Source organism: Actinoplanes sp. ATCC 53533 (assembly GCF_003947245.1).
Genome location: NZ_QHHV01000015.1, coordinates 258696 through 279895, shown reverse-complemented (window position 1 = coordinate 279895; position 21200 = coordinate 258696). Strand labels below are relative to the sequence as shown.

The following is a 21200-nucleotide window of genomic DNA, read 5'->3' as shown; positions in this document are numbered from 1 at the left end:
GTCAGCTCCCTGGGGCCCGGAACGGTCCGCGGGCAAGCGGCGCGTCGTTGTTGACGGACAGGTCGGTGGTCACCGTGATCGGCCGAGCGGTGGCCGCCAGGACGGTGGCGGGCAGCAGCTGGGCGTACGGGGTGCCGTCGATGTGCTGGGGTTCGACGGCCCGGACCCGGCTCAGGTCGAGCGTCTCGGACACCGCCGCGACCAGGTCGTCCCAGCTCCAGGTGCCGGTCTGGGCGGGCGGAACGACCAGCAGCAGGCTCTGCGGTGGCTGGGTGCCGGGCCGGTCGTAGTGCGCGGCGATCGCCGTGGTCGCTGTGGTCGTGGGGATGACCTCGGTCCACTCGTCGAGCAGCAGCGCGCACTGCTGGGCGTGCGGGTCGAACGGCACGCCGTAGTGGGCGGTATAGAGCAGCCGGTCGCCGGTGACCCCACGGGCGCCGGGGTCGTAGTCCATCACCCAGAAGTCGTTGCCGCGCGTGCCGGTGAGGTCCTCGGCGATCGCCACCTCGGCGCGGCCGTCGCCGTCGAAGTCCCCGGTGACGGCGAACGCGGGGCCGACCGTGGTCGGGCTGCAGTCGAAGTCCGGTCGGGCCCCGGCGCCGCGCGGCGCCGGGCCGAGGTGAACCCACAGCCCGCTGTCGGGGTCGTAATCCTTCACCCAGAAGTCGTTGCCGTGGGTGCCGGTCGTGCCCTCGGAGACCGCCACCTCGTCGCGGCCGTCGCCGTCGAAGTCACCGACCACCGCGAACCGGGCGGCGACCTCGGCGCCGCTGCCGTCGAAGTCGGCGTCGTTGGCCAGCCCCGAACCCGGCGTCAGGTGTGACCAGCGGCCGGTGGCCGGGTCGAAGTCCATCACCCAGAAATCGTTGCCCCGGGTGCCGGCGTGCTCCTCACAGACGGCGATCTCGTCGCGGCCGTCGCCGTCGAAGTCACCGACCACCGCGAACTTGGCGGCGACGGCGGTCGCGCTGCAGTCGAAACTCGACGAGGTCCACCGGCCAGTACCCGGATCGAAATCCATCACCCAAAAGTCATTGCCACGCGTACCGACCGCATCCTGCGCAATCGCGATCTCCGCCCGCCCGTCACCATCGAAATCCCCCGCCACCGCGAACTTCGCCGCCACCGCCGCCGAACTCGCATCAAAACTCGACGACGACCACCGACCAGTACCCGGATCGAAATCCATCACCCAAAAGTCATTGCCACGCGTACCGACCGCATCCTGCGCGACCGCGATCTCCGCCCGCCCGTCACCATCGAAATCCCCCGCCACCGCGAACTTCGCCGCCACCTGGCTGCCGCTGCAGTCGAAGTCGGCGTTATTCGCCAGCCCTGAGTCGGGGTTGAGATGGGTCCAGCCGACCGGCGGCAGCTCGAGCGCGAGCCAGGGGTCGCCGGCCGGGTACGGCAGCTGGGCCGGCAGCAGCCCCGGTTCGGCTTTCCCGAGCGCGCCGGCCAGCAGCGCGAGGCGTTCCCACTGGGCCAGCCGGGGCCGGACGCGGGCAATGCCATGCAGCCAGTCGTCGACCGGGAAGTCCCGGTCCAGGTGCTGGGTCAGCGTGCCGCCCGCGGCGGCGGCGAGCACCTGCTGCCAGGCCTGACCGACACCGGGTGCGACGGTGAACTCGCTGGTGGCCAGCGCGTCCGGGCCGAGCGCGGCCCGGATCGCGGCGACGCCCGCGGCGACCCGGGCCGGGCCGGCGGTGGCCCGGTCGTAGTCGGACAGCGCCTGGTCCATCGCGGCGAGCCGCCGCGCGGCCTCGTCCTTGAGCCCGGCCGAGCGGGCGAGCAGGTCCGTGCAGAACGCGACGACCGCGTCGCCGGTCGTCGTGAGGTCGAGGCCGACCGGGTCGAAGGCGGTCAGCGGCAGCAGCGCGGTCACGTCGGCGAGCAGCCCGCCGAGCGTGGTACGGGTGGTCCGCTGGATCGCGGCGAGCGCGCTGACCCGGCCGGCGAACGCGGTCCGGCGGGCGCCGGCGATCGCGCGCAGTTGCGCCGGGGTGCTCGGGCGCGGGCTCGTGGGGGCGGTGGTGAGCAGGCGTTCGGCCCGTTGCAGCAGGGTGAAGCGGTCCTCGTCGTCGGCGCCGGCCGGCAGCGCGTCGTGCTGGGCGATGAGCGCGTCGGCGTCGGCCAGCGAGGCGGCCATCCGTTCGGTGGCGGCGGCCACCGCGGCGAGCACCTCGGTGAACCGCTGTCGGCGCCACAGCACCAATTCGCCCCAGCCGCTGCGGACTAGGCCGAGGCCGCCGGCGGTGAGCAGCAGGTCGCCGTACCGGGTGAGGAACGTGTCCACGCCGCTGAGCAGTTGCGCGCGGTGCGCTACCGGGTCGACCAGCGGCACGTTCAGCGCCGCGATGAGCGCGTCCAGCGCCGTGCCGAACGCCGTGAGCTTGTCCCGGACGGCTTGCGGGCGTGCCCGGGGCAGGGCCACGGCGGCGTCGCCGCCGGGCGCGAGCAGGTCGCCGGCGGCCGGCACGGTGAGGTCGCTGGGCCGGACCGGCCGGGCGGCCAGCAGCAGCGAACGCAGCGTGTCGGTGAGCGCGGAGAGCTGGAACATGCTGATCCTGCCGGCCATCGGGCCGGCGTACCGGATCAGCAGTTCGGTGTCCGCGCGCAGGGCTTCCGTGTGCTGGACGCGGGCGACGATCCGGTCGTCCAGGTCGGTCATGGCCGCCTGATCGGTCGGGCGCAGCGCCCACAACAGGTCGATCGGCTGCAGGCCGAGCTCGGCCTGGGTGACCACCCGGCTACGGGCGGCCTGGGTCAGCGGGTCGGTCCACGTCACCGTGCAGGCGACGACGGACGGTGCGGGCAGCAGGTCGGCGAGCCAGCGGGCGACGGCCGGGTCGCCGGCGGCGCGCGGCGTCATGGCCAGGCCGGGAACCGGGGAGGTGCCCGGGGCGAGGCCGGGACGCAGGTGCAGGCCGACCCGGTGGGTGAGGCGCTGCCCGGTGTGCGGGGTGGCGACCACGGCCGGGTCGGGCGGGTTTCCGGAGCGGGTGAACGCGTCCATCCCGGCGGCGGCCCGTTCGGAGTTGCCGATGACGGCCTGGTGCACGCCCTCGGCCACCGCCAGGTCGGCCAGCGCATCGTTGATCTCGACGAGCGCCCGCACCTCGAGGTCGATGACCTCACCCTGGTCGCCGTCGGCGGTCGGCATCCCGGTCAGCCCGAACGGGTACGTGGCCGGCCCGGTCCGCGTCACGTGGCGCACCAGGGCGAGCCCGTCCACCACGTTGCGCGCTTCCAGTGCGGTGATGGGTGTGCCCGGCGGCGGCGCGGTGTCCGGCAGCTTGCCGGCGACCAGCGGGAACGCCTCGCGCAGCGCCCCGATGAACTTGTCGGTCTCGGCGATGGCGTGCCTGTCGTGCAGGCCGCGCTCGAGCCGATAGCCGAGCAGCGCGCCGAGTGACTGGCCCGCCCGGATCCCGTCGAGAAAGGTGAGCGCGGTACGGACCCGGTCCGAGCTCAGGTTGACCGCCAGCGTGCCCGGGTTGCCCGGGGCGGCGTTGGCCAGGTAGCCGGCGCGGAGCAGCGCAGCGGTGCTGGCGTGCGCGGGCGACGGTGCGTGCAGGTAGCCCTGGTTGGCCGGGTCGCGGGTCAGCGGGGCGGCGCCGAGGGGCGTGAAGACCTCAGCGAGCTCGCCGGTCAGTGTGACCGGGGTGAGGGGGATCGCTCTGGGCCGCACCTCCTCGAGCCAACCGAACGATCCGATGTGGACGCCCGTGACGGGCGGGGCGCCGGCGGCCGGATAGCGCTGCCGGAAGAGCTTCTCGGTGGCCAGGCCGAGCCGCCACGCGTCGAGCCGGTAGGTGGCCACGTCCAGGTGCTCGACGAGGGCGCGTTCGAGGCGGGCGGTGGGGCGCGCCGCCAGCGTACCGAGCGCGTCGAGTTGCGCGGCCAGGTCCGCCAGCGCCGGCTGGACGCCGACGGCGCCGGCGATGAAGTCCGCGACCAGCGTCCGCGGGTCGCCGGTGATCGCCGGATCGGGGGCGTAGAGCCGGCCGTAGCGGCTCTCGGTGTCGGTGGTGCGCGCGCTGATGTGGACGAACGGCGGCTCCCGGCGTGCCCGCACCACCTCCGCGTCGGTGAGTCCGTGTGCGGCGGCGGCCAGGCGCAGTGCGGCCTCGGCGTAGGCGTTGAGAACGGCGTGCCGGGCCAGCAGGTAGAGGAGCGCACCGGGCGGCTGGTCGCCGGTGAAACCACTTTCCTGCCGTACGGTGTCGAACGCGGCGGCCGCATTGGTGGCAAGCCAGTCCAGGTAGTTCTGGTCGTCGTCGGTGTACGCCCGCAGCGACGCGGTCTCCGAGGCCGGCCGATCGTCGACCAGGGCGCCACGCAACGCGTGCTGGCGCCCGACGAACAGTCGGGTGGAGGCGTCCGGGTCGGGCTCGCCAGCCGGAAGGCCGAGCCGGGTCAGCAGGTCCCGGATCCGCTCCCGGGCACCGAGTTGGGCGAACGCGTCCATCGCGGTCCGGCCCTCCCCGGCGAGGTTGAGCCGGTTGAAGTAGTCCTCGATGCTCTGCGCGTAGCGCTGGTAGAACTCGGCTGAGCTCGGATGCAGCCCGAGGATGCCCAGCAGCAGCGCGTGCGGGTCGCCCTCGGCACCCAGGAACGGCACGCTACCCGCGAGTTCCGTCCAGTCCTGCGCCGCGACCGACAACACGGCGTCCAGCCGGCGCCGGTGGGCGGCGTCCGGGTCGGTGTCGGCCCAGGCCAACCGCGAGAACGCGGTGGTGACCAGCACGCCGTAGGGCTCGCCGTTGATGCGCAGCGGCGGCACCGGTCCGCGCCCGCTGACGTTGTCGACGAAGAACGCGCGGGTGGCGTCGAGCGCGGCGGTGTCCAGCAGCGGGTTGAGCATCGAGCCGAGGTGGTAGCCCCAGGTCGCCGGCCACAGCGCGACGTTCATCGCGCGAGCCTCGGCCTGGTCGGCGCCGTCGGCGCCGGGCAGCGGGGCGAGCACGGCCGGGTCCATGCCGAGCAGTTCGGCGAACCACTGACCGTCGTTCTTGGCGGTGCCGGCGGTGGCGGTGCGCGCCGGCGCGGTCATCGCGTCGAATCGCTGGGCGGTCTCGTCGGCGGTGCCCAGCGCCGAGGGCGTCTTGCCGGTGTTGTTGGTGGGCGTGCCCTGGGCCAGCAGGCGGAACCCGGCCCGGCTGCCGGCCTGGTGGGTGATCAGCATTTCCAGGTCGGTCCGGGAGACGTCCGGGTCGCGCACGCGCAGGCCGAGCACGATCAGCCGATCGAGGCCGGGCCGCAGCGCGTCGGTGAGCGGCACCCGGAAGCCCATCCCGACCGACACCGCGGTGTCGAAGTCGACGAGCCAGGTCAGTGGTCCGGGCACGTGCAGACCGGCGCCGGTGGAGCGGAACTGGTCCGCCTCGGGTGCGTCCGGGTCGGGGCCGACAGGCAGATCGACGGGTACGGGATTGCCGGTCACCTTCAGCACCTGCTGGCCGTTCGCGTACCCGAGCAGGGTGAACGCGTCCGGCAGCAGCCGGGCACGGGCGGGCTGGGTCCAGGTGCCGGCCTTGGTGTCGGTGGCCGCCGGCGCCGGCAGGTCGGCGACCGCGACCAGGACATCGGCGTGGCCGCGGTCGCGGGTGGCCGGCTCCCGGTCGAGGCCGTCCGGGCGCCGGGCGCGGATGCGGGTGGCCCGCGCCGAGCCGACCGCGCCGACCAGCGCGGTGTCGGCGGCGCGCAACGCGTTCCGGTCGGCACCGGCCCGGTAGACCGACCGCCAGTATCCGGCGGCCGGTCCGTGGTCGGCGGCCGGCAGCGGGCCGTCGCCGGCCACCACGAGAATGATCTGGTCGGGGTCGCTACGCCGGGGCTCGTCGCCGGGGTTGCGCGGGCGGCGCGCGGCGGCGACGTGCGCCGCGCGGCCGGCGCCGACGTGCGAGGCGAGGTCGCGCCAGGCGGCGAGCTGCCCGGTGCGGTCCCCGCCTGCCTGCCAGTGCCGGCTCCAGTAGCGCAGCGCGTGCTGCTGCTCCAGGGCTGTGGTCTTCTCCTCGAAGGTGTCCACCGCCCAGGCGTCCGGGAACACCCGGACCAGCAGGTCGTCGGTGGTGAACCGGTATTCGATGCGGACCGGGCCGAGCAGGACCGGGTAGGCGTCGCTGAGCTGGTCGGTGTCAGCCATCCTGGAGCATCTCCCGGGCGTGTATGGCGATCAGCACGGGCGCCTGGAAGAGGATGTAGGCGAGGTCGGCGGCGTTGATTTCCGCGTTCCAGGTCAGCGCGCTGTCCTCGGTGAACTGAGCGGTCTTCTCCGGGTCGGTGGGGGTTTCCAGCGGCGGAGTCGGAGTGTCCGCGTCCAACCGGATGTACGTCGGGCCGGCGCCGCCGCCGGCCGGGATCACGTCCGGCCAGGCGAGGTCGTTCCACACCTCGAGCGCTCCCTCGCGTTCGATGTCCAGCCCGAAGCGGGGTTCGCCGGGCCGTTCCTTGAGCACGAAGAACCAGCCGGCGTCCACGGCAGGATCGTCGTCGCCGCGCGCGATCTCCTCGGTGAGGTCGAAGCCGAAGAAGTAGATGTCCGGATCGAGCTTGGCGTCGAACGCCGGCATCCGGACCTTGTCGTGCGGCGGGTTGTCCGCCTCGCCGGGGCCGAGTTCGGCCAGTTCGCGGGCCTGTCCGGTCCACACCGCCCGGTGCGCGTAGATCACCGCCGTCGGGTACTTCTTCAGCAGTTCGCCGCGGATCACCAGGACGAGCTCTTCGACGGACGCGCCGCGGTTGTTGTGCGCGCCGAGCGCCGACGCCGGGTCCCAGACATCGATCGGTGGGATGTCGCGCAGGCGCTCGCGGCGCGCCTCGGCGCTTTCCGACGGCAGCGGAAGCCCCGAGCGGACGTCCCAGAACTGGCGGAACACGCTGCCGCGCTGATCCGTCGGATACTCGCGCCAGAGCAGCTCGCGGGACATCTCGTGGTTCAGCCCGACCAGGTAGGACTCGATGAAGCGGGGGTTCGTCTCGAGCAGCGTGACGCTGTCGGGCAGCACCAGATCGATGTTCGGGCAGAACAATTCCGGCCCCATGTCCATCAGCGGCCGGAACATCGGCAGGTCGATGATCGGGTACGCCATGACCTCACCGAGGAGGTCGGGTGCGGCGGGCGACCGCGCGGTGATGACGCCACCGTCGCCGCCGTCGCCGGGTGCGAGGAACCGGGCCGGCAGCGTCATCCCGGCCATCGCCCGGCGCGGCACGGTCCGGTCGGGATGGACGGCATCCATCGTGGCCTCGGCCAGCGTGTCCAGGTCGAGCCTGTCCCGCGGGGCCACGGCGCCGGCCACCGCAGCGGTGTTGAACGCCTCGTACGCGCCGTTGAGCGCCTGCTTGAACCGGGCCGCCTCGATGCTGTCGGTGCCGCCGGCGGTCGGCGAAACACCCTCGCCGGGCAGCGAGATGACGAAGTCGGCGCTGGTCGCCAGCGTGGGAACCGGGTTCGGAACCGGGCCGGCGGCGGCCTCCGCGATCCCGATGACCGGGCCGGCCAGCACCTCCTCCAGGGCGTCGACGGTGACCACCCCGGCCGGGGCCACCTTGGGCGGGGCTGCGGTGACCGTCCCGTCGTTCATCCGGGCGAGCAGGTCCTGCCGGGCCGGTGGCACCTCCGGGGCGCCGGCGGCGACGTCCACGCCGCCGGTGCCCGCGCCCGGGCCGAACGGCAGTCCGCGCATCAGCCGCGAGCCCGGCCGGGTGATCCGCCGCAGCACCGGCGACACCACGGTGGCGGTCATCCGGCTGTCGGCGATGCCGGCGGCGATGGTCAGCGGCGCGGCGCCGGCCGCGGCGAGTGCGAAGCCGGCGCCGGGGAGCAGCCGGGACTGCACCGGAGCGCTGAGCGTCAGCAGCTGGCCGGGGGTGACCAGCCGCAGCGGTTCCAGGTGGCCGCGGTGCAGCGAGAACCCGAGTTCGCGGGCGACCTGGGCGGCCCGGATCCGCTTGTTCGCGGCCAGTACGTCACCGAGCTGGTCCCAGGCCGCGCGCATGTACTCCTCGTCGTGCGTGCGGACCACCCGGCCACCGAGGCCGGCCGGCACCCGGAACCGCGGGTCGAGGTTGAGCTCGTGCACCCAGTTGTCATTCGGGGTGATCGCCGTGCCGTCGCGCTCGGTCAGCAGCCGGCTGACCCGCGCGTGCCAACGCCCGTAGAGCGGCGGGGTGACCAGCGGGTCAACGCCGGTGACGCGCTGGTCCAGGTAGTCGTCGGCGAGGTCGATCACCGCTGCCAGCGCCTGCTGGAACGCGGTCGGGTAGGGCTGGTCCCAGTTCTCGTACAGCGTCTGCTCGGCGAGTTCTTCCTGATTCAGCGCCTTGTCCGGCACCTTGAGCGCACCGCCGAGGCGCAGCACGCCGCCGAGCTGTGGGCTGGTGATGCCGGGCAGCCCGAGCTCGGGGTCGGGCGCGCGCACATCCATGTCGCGGCTGCCGACCCGGGCGCCGGCGGTACGGGGTTTGAGCAGCCGGGCCAGGTACTCGAAGTCGCCGACCGGCGAGGTGCGGAACTGCCAACGGTGGTAGTAGCAGAGGCCGGCCGGTTCGGGGCGGCCGGCGTAGTCGACCCAGCTCGACTGCACCGCGCTGGGCGAGCCGGCCGGATCCAAGCCGAGCCCAGCCAGCCGGCCCGTCTCGAATGTCGGCACCAGGAAGGCGTGGTAGCCCTGTTCCGGGTCGAGCCGGCGCGGGCAGAGCAACCGGGAACAGGCCAGATCCGGGTTCTCCGCGACGACCGCGGCCAGCCGGATCAGGGCCTCGGGCACATCGGCGGCGACAGTCTCGGCATCGGACGCGGTGATGGTCCGGTTGACGTGCACGTGTGCCCACGCCCCGAGTTGGTCGGCGGGCGGCAGCACGCTCAGGTCGTCGATCCCGATGGACGGCAGCGGGCGGCCGGGCAGCTGGCCCTGGTCGCGGAACTCGTCCTCGCTCAGCACGATCAGCGCCAGCCACGGCTGCAGCCGGCCGGTGGCCGGTTCGACCACGGCCGGGCTGTAGCGCCACGGGAAGTCCTCGTCGTAGAACTCGATGGCGGGCAGGTAGTTGGGATCGAAGTTGGTGATCCAGTGGTGCGGGTCGGTGCGGACGATCGCGCGCGGATCCACGCCGACCACATCGCCCGGACCGTAGACGGCCACTTCGTGCTCAACCGGCAGGGCCACCACGCCACCGCCGATGCCGGCGCCCCGCACGCTCAGTTTCACCGTCACGGCGGCCCGCGTCGCCGCTGCGGCCGGCGCGTTGATCCGCGTGGCGATGCCGCGCCGCAGCCAGGGCAGGAAGGAGTACGCACCGGCGGTCACGGCGCCGCCTCCATGGCCGGGATGACGTGCACCGCGTCGATGAGGTTGGGATCGGCGGCGACCAGCGCGTCCAGGTGCGCGCGGGCCTGCGCCTGGCTGCTGAAGACCCCGGTCCGCGCCGTGTTGTCCCGGGTGGCGGCCACCACATAGGTGTCACCGGTGACCACGATGCCGTCGGCGAAGGGCTGCCGCAGCACCCGCTCGGTCTGTGCCAGCGGTGACCGCGCCACGCTGGCGCCGGCCAGCAGATGCTGGAACAGCGCGGCGTTGTACGGCACGAAGCTGCTTGCCGTGCTGCCCAGGTCGTCGATGATGACCTGCTCGTAGCGGGCGCTGCGGCGCACGGCCCGGGCCGACGTCATCGCCGTGCCGTCCGCGGCCAGCTCCACGCCGGCGTGCTCACGCTCGAAGGACGGCAGCGACAGCTTCTCGGCGTCGCTGAGGTTCTGGAACTGCGCGACCGCGAACATGTCGGCGGCATCCGAGAGCTTCACCAGGCCGCCGCCGTCCACCACGACCCGCACCGAGGACACGTCGGCGGCGGCCTCGGCGCCGACCTTGTCGACCCGGATGTCCAGCGGCACGGCACGCTGCTGGACGACCACCGTGCCCAGCGGATGCAGCACGATGTCGGCCTCGCCGGCGGCGAGCGGGCGCAGCGTGACCAGCGGCGCGCCGCCGGCCGGGTTGTTCACCCGCCAGCTCTCCGGCTTGTCCAGCTCGCCCTTGACCAGCGGCACCACGTTGATCGGCGGCAGCGCGGTGTCGCGCGGCTCGCCCCACGTGATGTCGAAGTCGACGCCGATGGAGAAGAACAGCAGCGAGATCGACGCGCTGCCCGTGGCCTGCCACGGCGTCGGGCCGGACAGCGTGAACTCGAGCGAGACGCTGAACAAGCCGACGCCGAAGACCTTGACCGACACGCCGGCGGAGATCTCGATGACGAACGTGAACGGGGAGAACTGGAACAGCGCGTCGAAGCCGAGGTGGCCCTCGACGCTGAAGGCGCCGAGGCCCAGGTACAGCTCGGCGTGCGCGCCGAACTGGGCGGTGTTGCTGGTGACGGCGAAGTACCCGTCGACGCCGAGGCGCCCGACATCGCTGTTGAGCAGGTTGATCGAGATCCGCTTGGGCACCGGGAACGGCAGCGGCGGCGCCTTGAACGCCGGGTGGAAGCCGCCGACGCTGAGCACGAAGTCGGGCTGGTCGCCGTACGCGACCAGCAGGCCGAGCTCGCCCTCGATGCTGATGGTCAGGATCCGCGAGTGGAAGAGCGAGGCGAAGAAGTAGATCCGCTTCTTGTCGAACTCGATGGCTCCGGCGAAGTTGACCTGAAGCAGCAGGATCGCCTCGTCCTCGGTGGGCAGCGCGACCTTGAGCACGCCGACCAGCGCGATGTTGCCGGGGATCTCGATGATGATCCCCAGCGAGACGGTGACGATCGTCGGGGTGCCCCAGCCGAGCTTGGCCATCGGACCGATGACGAAGACACCGTCCTCCGGCGGGAAGAACGCCTTGAGGTCGGACAGGATGCGCGGCGCGTTGGCCACCACGTCGTGCGGGAACATGACCGACTCGATCGCGCCGGTCCGGACGCCCTCCATGATCGCGTCCAGCCGCATGCCGCGGTGCAGGCCGAGCACGCCGCCGACACCGATCAGCTTGAAGCCGTACCCCAGTTGCAGCCCGCCGGGGAACTCGGCGGTGATCACCAGCAGCAGCGAGAACCCGGCGGAGCCGTCCGGCATCCGGGTGGTGATCAGCCCGATCGCCTTGAGCGCGAGGAACTCAGCGAACTCGAGCTCCAGGGCGCCGGCATACTCGCCGGCGGCCGGATCCAGCTTCAGGAATCCCCCACCGGTCACCACGCCGGCGTTGACGGCCAGCCCGACCCCGGTCGGCGGCTTGAACGCCAGTCCGACGTCGAGCGGGCCGAGGTTGCCGCCGCCGGTCGGCAGACTGAAACTCACCGCGAGCCCGAGCCGGTCGACGGCGGCGCTCAGCGGGCCCAGCTGGGCCGACATCCCGGCGGACAGCTCCACCGGAACGCCGGAGCCGGCGAGACCGGCGACCAGGTAGAGGGTCTGCACGTTGAGGGGTCCGAGCTCGACATGGACGGGGATCGCCACCTGCAGGGTTCCGCTGCCGGTGAACCTGGCGCCCAGCGCAGGGCTCCACGTCAGGTCGGTGTTGACGACCGACTCCAGGTGGATCCCGGACAGCAGCGTGATGAGGAAGCCGTCGCCCCCGGCAGAGCTGATCACCAGCTTGCCCCCGCGCAGTGCGAGCTTCAGCTCGGGATCGAGCGACACCCGGCCCTGCGCGGTGTCGAGGTGGATGGCGAGGGCGACCCCGGCGGTCAGGCTCCGCGCCTCGAGCCGCGAGCCACCGGGCGAGCCGAGCAGCAGGAACGGCTCCGCCGTGGGCGAGCGCGCGAAGCTCACCTGCACCGTCACGTCGACTGTGCCCGCCGCGGCGGTCAGCTCGACGTCCAGCAACGGCCGCAGAGTTCCCTCGAGGTCAGCCTGGAACGCGGCGTCGGTTTCGAGGATCACCTCCCAGTCACCGAGGGCCAGCGTCTCGTTCCGCTGGATCCCGGCGGGCATGCGGAGATTGACTGTGAGACCGGGCGGCGACAGCGTGGGATCCACCTCGGCGGAGAAGCCGAAAGCCTCCAGCATGGCCGGGCTACCCGGCGGCTGCAGGATCTCGGCCGGGATGTCGAACCTCTCCCGGAGCAACGCCTTCAGGCTGGTGAACAGGGCAAGCCCGTCGAAGTCCGGCTGTCCCCACCGGAACACCTCGCCCACCAGCCCGACGGGATCGCTGACCAGCCGGACCAGCCGATCGGCATGCAGCGTCTTCTGTCGGTGCGCGGCGACCAGCGACCCGGCCGGGCCGGGAGGCTGGTCCACGACCTCGACAACACCGGTGGCCATGAGCGCGGTGACCAGCGGCGGAAAGCGCACCTCCAGGTACTCCACGAGCAGGCGGCCGAGCACCCGCGACACGAACTCGTCGGCGACCGCCGACACCTCGGCGCGCTGCGCCGCCGAGAGGGCCGGGTCAGCGCTGAGGGTCCGCAGTTCGTCGGCGGCGTCCCGGACGGCCTGCACGGTCACCGCGAACTTCGTGAGCAGAGCCGTCGCCGTCGCCGCGACGGCGCCGCCGTCGTCGGCTGTGACCGCCTCCACCAGGTCCTCGGCGAGCGCCGTCAGGTCCGCGGCCGATCCCGTGCACGAGACGAGGGCGGACGCCAACCTGGCCGATCCGGCGGCGGCGTCGAAGGTACGGAGTCCGACCCACTCCAGGAGCAGGTCGGGGGTCCCATTCGCGGCACGTTCGGCCAGCGGGGCGAAGATCAGGGCCAGTTCGGCCGCGAGCCCTTCGATCGTGCCGGCCACGTCACTCATGACGACATCGCCGGCGCACCCAGCAGGACCGCGAACAGGGCCGGTCCGTCAAGGGCGATGGCAGCGCGGAGCCGCGGGCTGCCGTACAGCTCCAGCTGACCCACGAAGCGCTCGAAATATCTCCGCTCCGCTGAGCCGACGGCGATGCAGCAGCGGTGGGTCTCGGCCGCGAACAGGCGATGGAGAAGCGCGGGCCCGCGCGCCCGGTGCCACATGGCGGCTACCCGCCGGTTGGTGTTGATGAGTCGGCGAACCTCACTGAAGTGCCGGCTCGCGACGGCCGCGAGTCGTTCCCCGTCCGGCAGGGCCGCCAGCTGACCGCGCAGTTCAAGGAAGCCGCCGGGGATCGGGCTGCGGCGGTGCGCCCCAGCCGGGGGCGGTCCCGCGTACGCCGGGAGCACAGGCGCCGGACCTCCGCCGCCGCCTCCCCCGCCGCCGCCTCCCCCGCCGGCCGCGCGGATGGCGTCCACCGCCCCTTTCACGTCGAGCTTGCCCGCACCCCAGGTGTTCGGGTCCGCGGGCGCGGGTGCGGCGCGAGCCGAGTCGGACAGGAACTTGAGAATCTGCGCGCGGGTCAGATCGTGCTTCTCCTCCAGCATGAGCGCGATCGCGCCGGTCACATGCGGCGCGGCCATGCTGGTCCCGGTTTTGTCGACATACAGGGTGCAGCAGGCGTCGGGGCAGCAGTCACAGCACTTGCCCGGCAGATTGGCCGCGTCGGCGTTCGCCGCGGTGATCAACAGCCCCGGCGCCGCGATGTTCGGCTTCGGATTCGCGGCTGCGTCGCGGACAAGCGGGCCGCGCGACGACGAAGGCTCGATGTCCGTCGAGGGCCACAGATCGCAGCAGCCGGTGCGTGACGCGTGGTTCGCCACGGTGATGGCCTGAGCCGCCGTTCCCGGCGATCCCACGGTGGAGTCGGCCGAGCCGCGGATCTTAGCGTCCGGTGGCTCGACCGGCGGAAGGAAGTTCACGAACTCGAACGGCGAGGTCCAGGCGTGGAACGCGACGGGCGTACCGGTGGGGTTCGCCAGCGTCAGTTTCCATGAGCCCGCCGGCACGCTGCCCTTCGTCGGCTTCCCGATCCGCACCAGGTGCTGGTTGTCACGGCCCAGGACGTCGTTGATCGCCGACGTGAGAGTGACCATCGCCTGCGATGCCGCGGCGGCGCCGGGGTTGGCGGGGCTCGGTCCGACATCGTTGCCATGGGTGGCCGGTCCGATCACCGTCCCGTCGGGACACGTGAGTGAAACCGTCAGCTGACCGGCGCGCGCATACCAGACATCGACAAACGCCCTGCCCCGGATGCCGTCCACGGTGGTGAACGCGACGTCCACGCTGTCGTTGCCGGCGACCGTGGCAGCGACGTGGCAGGGCTGTGTCTTGACGTCGCCGGAGTTTCCGGCTGCCACGACGACCGCCCGTCCGGGCTGAGCCAGCACCACGCTGTTGATGTGTTCCTCCATGTCCCCCGTTCCGTCGTGGGGTCCGAGGGTGTTACCGAAGCTCATGTTGATGACAACCGGCCGGCCGGCCGCCTGAGCGAGAATGAAGTCGATGCCCGCGATCACCCGGGCCTGGCCGAGGTCGCTGCGCACCATCACGAGACTCGCGCGAGGCGCGACACCGACGTACGTGTCCGGGCCGTGACAGCAGCCGGCCGACGAGCCGTCACCCGCCGCGATTCCCGCCACATGCGTCCCGTGGCCCTTGCTGTGCTCGTCCTCGGTGTCCCTGACGGTCCCCCGGTCCAGGCTGTTGACCGGCACGACGCCCTGAACCGCCTGGTCCAGCGCGTGCTGGTCGTACGTGACGCCGACGCCGCCCGGTCCGGCCGTCTCCCCCGCTTCCGGCTTCAGCAGCTGATCCCAGAGCGCGGTGATCCGCGAGGTTCGATCGTCGAAGCCGACGAAGTCCCGGTGCCGCCAGTCGATACCCGAGTCGATGATGCCGATGACGACGCCCTGACCTTTGCGGGTGGGCGAACCGCTGTGCAGAAGATCGGCGCGGATCTCCGGAATGCTGAAGTCCAGCAAGGGCCGGTACGGCTCGGGGTCGCTGATCGAGACGACGTGCTCGACGCCGGCGAGATCATCAAGGCGATCGACGGGGATGGAGCCGGGGACGATGTGGAACCGCTCGCGACCCGGCTCGGCGACCGTCATGGACAGGAACCCGACGTCGACCAGATCGGAGAGGTCACCGGTGAACCTGACGATGATCTCGATCCGCTCGCTCCGAGCCGGATCCACTCCTTCGTCCGGGCCGACCGCCGCGCTCGTAAGATCGCGCGCACCAAGCCGGCGGAGGCGTCCCCGCAAATGAGCATCGAACTTGGACATAGCCTCGCGAGCCCCCTGCCGGTACCGGTCAAACCCTCGGAACACACTCGCTTGGATCGCCCGGGCGAGCTTTCAGAATCGCGCACGGCCACCCCGGGAGGGAGCGTCATGTCGGCAGGATGACTCTGCACGCCGCCGGCCTGGTTAACCATTTGCCCGTTGTGCCGCGGCTGTGGCTGATGGAGGACGCCGACAGCCGGCCGCCGGGTGATCGGGCGCGGGTGTGCCCGGCCACGTCCGTGAGGGGGGCAACTGCCCGGGATCGACGTGTTTGACCGTCGCATGAGGCATGGGTACGCTTCGCCGCGACGACCGACAGAACAGGCTCTGACCACATCATGAGCATGCCGCTGCGTCCTGGCGACCCCACCCGGCTCGGCACCTACGACCTGCTCGGCAGGCTCGGTCAGGGCGGTATGGGCACCGTCTTCCTCGGCCACGCCGAGGACGGAACGATGGTCGCCATCAAGATGGTTCGGCCGGAGTTCTCCGACGATCCGGAGTTCCGGGGCCGGTTCCGCAGCGAGGTGACCCGGGCCCAGCAGGTGCCGCCGTTCTCGACCGCCGCGGTGCTGGACGCCGATCCCGAGCACACCCCGCCCTACCTGGTGGTCGAGTTCGTCGACGGCCCGTCCCTCACCGAGCTGATGCGCGGCCAGGGTCCGCTGTCCGGGCCCGCCCTGCACAGCCTGGCCGTCGGTGTCGCCACCGCGCTGACCGCCATCCACGGCGCCGGGGTGATCCACCGCGACCTCAAGCCCGGCAACGTGCTGTTCGCCCTGGGCGGCATCAAGGTGATCGACTTCGGCATCGCCCGGGCGTTCGAGGCGACCAGCCGGCACACCCGCACCGATCAGATGGTCGGCACGGTCGCCTACATGGCGCCGGAACGGTTCGATGCCGAGTTTGGCAAGGACGTGACCTCGGCCGCGGACGTCTTCGCGTGGGGCGCGGTGGTCACCTACGCGGCGACCGGGCGCACCCCGTTCGCCGCCGACTCCCCGGCGGCGACGGCCATGCGCATTCTCACCCAGCCGCCGGAAACCGCGGGGATTCCGGAGCCGCTGCGCGGTCTCGTGGAGAGCGCGCTCGCAAAGTATCCCCAGGACCGGCCGACCGCCCGCGAGCTGCTCGACGCGTTGCTGGGCAGCCAAACGGAGGTGCTGGAGGCCCGGCGGGATCGGGTGGGGCCGGCGCCCGTCGCGGTCCCGCCGCCGGATGACACCGCCGCCGTCCCAGGACCGCCACGACAGACCCGCCGCAGCCCGCTGCGCCGCGTCGCGGTCGCCGCCGCGGTCGCTGTGGTGCTGCTGACCGTCGGTCTGCTCGGTGCGCATTGGGCCAACGTGTTCGGCAGCGACCCGCAGGCCCTCCCGTCGGGCCCCGCCGCCCGGCCCTCGGCGTCACCGGCGGACGCGCTCACCGCGATCCTGGCCGGCGACCGCCGGTTCTCCATCCAGCTCACCGAGGTCAACCGGTACTTCATGCTGGACCGCGACGGCGAGGAGCTGGAGATCTCCGACGGCACGGGCTCCCGGTCGCAGTTCGTCCTGGAGTCGGTGGGCGTGCAATACATGATCCGGTCGCTGAGCAACGAGGGATACGCCGGCCCGGAGGTCTGCCTCGGCGTCGACATCCTGCCGGAGGAGCAAGCCGCTCCGGTGGTGGGCGCGGCCTGCAACCCGACCAAGGGCACGCTGTTCTCGCTGGCCGAGACCCGCGACAAAGACGCCAAGGGACGCCCCACATACAGCATCGGCAACGAGTACGGCTGGCTGCTGTGGGACGCCGACACCAAGCGATCCGACGTCACCCACGTCGGCGAGCCCCAGTTCGCCGACAAGTACAGCCTCGTCGACCGCGGCGAGCTCTGAGGAGATCAAGATGCGCCGCCCGTCCACATCGATGATGGCTGCCGCCTGCGTCACCGCGCTGACCGCCTGCGGTACGGCCACACCTCAGGCAGCGCCGGCCACCGACGGATCCGGGGCACCCGTGACCTCGCCGTCCGCCGCGCCATCGCCGTCCGCCGCGCCGGCCAGCAGCGGCCCGAAGCTGGTCGATGCGAATCTGTCCCAGCTGAAGAGCTTCGCGATCGACCTCGGCGTCCCCGTCGTCATCACCACCTCCGCCGACGCGGGCGCCGAGTACCACCTCGGGTCACACCCGGACGGATCCGTGGACTTCGCCGGGACGGCCGTCACCGAGTCCACCCGGATGACGCTGCGGCCCGCCAAGGTCCGCAAGCGCACGGAGGCGAACAGAAACCACGTCATCATCGTCGCGTCGCCCGTGGCCGCCGCCTCGGGACCGGAGTCGTGCGTCACCGACGAACGGCGAGGCGTCCTGCTGATGCGGCCCTGCCGGCCGGGCGACGCCACCCAGTCCTGGCGGCTGGCCCCGGCCGGCGACTCCGGCCTGTTCGAGCTGACCGGGGCGCACACCGCCCTCGAGGTCGACAACGGAAAGATCGTCAAGGAGGGCGGCTGGACCGCCTTCCAGACGATCGCGGTGACCTGACAAGGGTCATCGAGGCGCACAGACTAGGGTGGGCTCGCCTCGTTGTCCGGCCCGCTGGGAGAGTCATGCACCATCAGATGTTCGTGGACGGCGCCTGGATCTCCGCGCGGTCCGGCGCCACCACCGTCGCGATCAGCCCGGCCACCGGCGAGGAGCTCGGGACCGTGCCGGACGGCGACCGGGAGGACGCCCGCACCGCGATCGCGGCCGCCCGCCGGGCCGCGCCCGGCTGGGCCCGGCTCTCCGCCTTCGAGCGGGCCGCGCTGCTGCACCGGGTCGCGGATGTGATCGAGGGCCGCCGCGACGACCTGGCCCGCACGCTGACCCTGGACCAGGGTAAGCCGCTGCGCGCCGAGGCGTACGACGAGGTCGACGAGCTGGTCACGTACTGGCGGATGGCCGCCGAGGACGGCAAGCGGCTGGGCGGGCTGCTGCCGAATTCGTCCAGCACCGGCAAGCGGGCGCTGCTGGTCCGGCGCCCGCGCGGGGTGGTCGGGGTGATCACGCCGTGGAACTGGCCGTACACGATGCCCGCCGAGCTGATCGCGCCGGCGCTGGCCAGCGGGAACACGGTGGTCTGGACCCCGGCCCCGTCGACGGCCGTGTCGGCCGTCGCGCTGGCCGGCTGCCTCGCGGAGGCCGGCCTGCCGCCGGGCGTGCTCAACCTGGTGACCGGGCCGGGCCCGGTGGTCGGCGACGAGATCGCCCGGAACCCCGGCACCGACGCGGTCGCCTTCATCGGCTCCACCGCCACCGGCCGGTCGGTGGCGAGCGCGGCGGCCGGCAAGGCCACCCTGCTGGAGATGGGCGGCAACGGCCCGCTCGTGGTGCTGGCGGACGCCGACCTGGACCGGGCCGTCGAGGGCGCCCTGCAGGCCTGCTTCCTGTGCGCCGGTCAGAGCTGCACCGCCGGCGAGCGGCTGCTGGTGCACCACGCGGTGCGTGACGACTTCGCCGATCGGCTCGCCCGCGCGGTCAAGGACCGGATCCGGCTCGGCGATCCGCTCGACGACGCCACCACGATGGGGCCGCTGAACAACGCCGCGGTCGCCGCCAAGATGGACGAGCACGTCGCCGACGCGCTCCGCCGCGGGGCCACGGCGCTGACCGGCGGTGCCCGCGCCACCGGCTTCGCCACCGACCTGTACTGGCCGGCCACCGTGCTCACCGGCGTGCCGGCCGACGCCGCGGCCGCGACCGAGGAGACGTTCGGCCCGATCGCGCCGATCGTCGGCATCAGCGGCCTGGACGAGGCGATCGAGCTGACCAACGCTTCCCGGTACGGGCTGTTGGCCGCCGTCTACACCGCCGACCTGACCGCCGGGCTCGCCTTCGCGGACGCGGTGCGCACCGGGTGGGTGAACATCAACGAGTCCACCAACTACTGGGAGAGCCACCTGCCGTTCGGCGGGCGGTCCGGCTCCGACAGCGGCCTGGGCCGGGTCGGGGGCGCCCACCCGATGGAGGCGTTCACCGAGTTGCAGACCGTGATCATCGGCTGACCCGGCGCTGGTAACCCACTCCGGCGGCGGGCGGCCGGTTCGCCGGCCCGGGTTCGGCGGCGGGATTCCGGGTAGAGAGTGATGATGAAGCTCGGACTGCGACTCACCACGGCGTCCGTTCTCGCATTGCTGGTGCTGGTGCCGTTCGCGCTGATCTCGGTGCTCGTCACCGGCGGCTGGCGCCCGCTGCACGACCTGGACGAGCGGGTCACGGACTCGCTGCACAGCTGGGCCCTGGGGCACCCGCACTGGACCGAGGCCAACCTGTGGCTGACCAACATCTTCGACCCCAACCCGCTCCGGGTGGCGGCGCTCGGCCTGGTGATCTGGCTGTTCCGCCGCCAGGCCCGGCGGCTCGCGCTGTGGGTCGCGACCACGATGGTGGTCGGCGGGCTGCTGGGCGTGGTGCTCAAGCTGCTGGTCGGACGGCACCGCCCGGACCTGCTCGACCCGGTGGCCCGGGCCGCCGGCTTCTCGTTCCCGTCCGGGCACGCGCTGAACGCGGCGCTGACCGCCGGGGTGTTCGTGCTGGTGCTGCTGCCGGTCGCCCGGGGGGCGAAGCGGTGGGTGCTGTGGGGCTCGGCGATCGCGGTGGCGGTGCTGACCGGCCTGAGCCGGATCGTGCTCGGCGTGCACTGGACCAGCGACGTGGTGGCGGGGTGGTTGCTCGGGGTGGCGGTGGTCACGGTGACGGCGGCGGCGTTCCCGCGGCTCCGTGCCGAGCCGGTCGTCGAGGAGGGCCTGGATCCGGACCTGGCGGATACCTCCGCGCCCACCGCTCGGTGACATCCGGCGGTACGTTGGCGCCGTGAGGACTTTGGCGTGCGGGCATGCCGCGAATGAGGCACCGTCCAGGGTGTGTCCGCACCTGGTGCGCCCCACCGAGGAGTTCGTCAGTCAGGTGCGGCTGTTGACCGGCCGGCGCCTGGAATACGACATCGCCTGCGAGGAGTGCGACGCGGGCGGGGCGCCGATCACCCTGGTCGTGATCTGCGAGGGATGCGTCGAGCGGCTGAACGAGGACGCCGAGGACGGCGGCCTCACCGCCTGGCGCGGGCAACCGGGCATCGAGGATCGCCCGGAGCCGGTGGACCGCACCGTCAGGTCCTGGGCCCTGCCGGACGTGGCCGGCGCCGTGATCGACCTCGCGCCGGGCGGGCGGGGCGAGACGTGGCTGGGCCTGACCGCGGCGGGTGCGATCGTCGCCCTGGACCCCGACAAGGATCGCTGCACCGTGCTCGCCACCGATCTGCTCATCGCCGAGCCCGACCACCGGCCGTGGGTCGGCCACGCCTTGACCGGCAGGCTGCACGTGTCGGCCGATGGGCGCTTCGCCGCGGTCGTCAACGACTACGGCCGGCGCGGGCGGGTCGTCGACCTGCGACAGTCGGGCCGCACGACGCTCACGCTCGACGGCGGCACCTACCGGCCGGACACCGTGCCGTTCTCGGTGGCCTTCGCGCGCCACGACGGGCGGTCCGTCGTGATCAACCGTACGGACTGGAACCGCCTCGATGTGCACGACGCCGAGACCGGCCGGCTGCTCACCGCCCGTACCCCCGATCCGGTGGAGCCGGGCGCGCGCCCGGCGCACAACCTGGACTACTTCCACGGCCGGCTGCACGTCTCGCCCGACGGGCACTGGCTCGCCGACGACGGCTGGGTGTGGTCGCCGGTCGGCATGCCCACGGTCTGGGACCTCGGGCGGTGGTTGCGCGACAACGTGTGGGAGTCCGAGGACGGCCCGTCGCGGCAACGGCTGTGCCACCGGGACTACCACTGGGACTCGCCCATGTGTTTCATCGCCAACGACCTGCTCGCCGTCAGCGGGATCGGCGACGACGACGCGGCCATGCTGGACGGTGTGCGGATCTTCAGTCCCGCCACCGGAGCGGAGGTCACCTCGTTCGCGGGGCCGGCCGGCGCGCTCTTCGCGAACCGCACGAGGTTGTATTCGGCCGCGCCCGAGGGGCTGCAGATCTGGGACCCCGTCACCGGGCACCGCACCGGCAGCGTGCCGGGCTTCGTGCCGACCTGCCACCATCGCGCGGCCCGTCAGCTCGGCGCCGTCCGGGACGGGGTGTTGCAGCGCTGGTCCCTCGGGTGAGC

The 21200-nt window shown here is 72.5% G+C and carries 9 protein-coding genes; 5 read left to right on the top strand and 4 right to left on the bottom strand.

What is annotated here, in order from left to right; translation table 11 throughout:
• Position 1: 1 nt before the first annotated feature.
• From DMB66_RS06810 to DMB66_RS06795, 4 genes are read right to left on the bottom strand one after another with little or no spacing between them, the layout of a single operon-like run.
• On the bottom strand, positions 2 to 6148 hold the full coding sequence (locus DMB66_RS06810; protein WP_125803140.1) for a VCBS repeat-containing protein: 6147 nt from the start codon (positions 6146 to 6148) through the stop codon (positions 2 to 4).
• Entirely contained in the window at positions 6141 to 9314 is a 3174-nt protein-coding gene (locus tag DMB66_RS06805; RefSeq protein ID WP_125803139.1) for a hypothetical protein, read from the bottom strand. The genes DMB66_RS06810 and DMB66_RS06805 overlap by 8 nt, the downstream gene beginning before the upstream one ends.
• Positions 9311 to 12727, bottom strand: a complete 3417-nt coding sequence (locus DMB66_RS06800; RefSeq protein WP_125803138.1) for a DUF6603 domain-containing protein — start codon at positions 12725 to 12727, stop codon at positions 9311 to 9313. Before DMB66_RS06800 ends, DMB66_RS06805 begins: the two co-directional genes overlap by 4 nt.
• Entirely contained in the window at positions 12724 to 14979 is a 2256-nt protein-coding gene (locus DMB66_RS06795) for a S8 family serine peptidase (RefSeq protein ID WP_158647153.1), read from the bottom strand. The genes DMB66_RS06800 and DMB66_RS06795 overlap by 4 nt, the downstream gene beginning before the upstream one ends.
• Positions 14980 to 15413: 434 nt before the next feature.
• Between DMB66_RS06795 and DMB66_RS06790 the strand changes: the two genes are divergently transcribed.
• The 5 genes from DMB66_RS06790 (at position 15414) to DMB66_RS06770 (ending at position 21198) form a co-directional block, all read left to right on the top strand.
• Complete coding sequence (locus tag DMB66_RS06790) at positions 15414 to 16943, top strand: serine/threonine protein kinase (protein ID WP_370318339.1); 1530 nt, start codon at positions 15414 to 15416, stop codon at positions 16941 to 16943.
• A gap of 10 nt (positions 16944 to 16953) precedes the next feature.
• On the top strand, positions 16954 to 17589 hold the full coding sequence (locus DMB66_RS06785) for a hypothetical protein (protein ID WP_125803135.1): 636 nt from the start codon (positions 16954 to 16956) through the stop codon (positions 17587 to 17589).
• A gap of 65 nt (positions 17590 to 17654) precedes the next feature.
• Entirely contained in the window at positions 17655 to 19091 is a 1437-nt protein-coding gene (locus DMB66_RS06780; RefSeq protein WP_125803134.1) for an aldehyde dehydrogenase, read from the top strand.
• An 84-nt stretch (positions 19092 to 19175) separates the two neighbouring features.
• Positions 19176 to 19877: a phosphatase PAP2 family protein gene (locus DMB66_RS06775; protein ID WP_125803174.1), complete on the top strand. Its 702-nt coding sequence runs from the start codon at positions 19176 to 19178 to the stop codon at positions 19875 to 19877.
• 85 nt (positions 19878 to 19962) lie between these two features.
• Entirely contained in the window at positions 19963 to 21198 is a 1236-nt protein-coding gene (locus DMB66_RS06770; RefSeq protein WP_199752059.1) for a hypothetical protein, read from the top strand.
• The last annotated feature ends 2 nt before the right edge of the window (positions 21199 to 21200 follow it).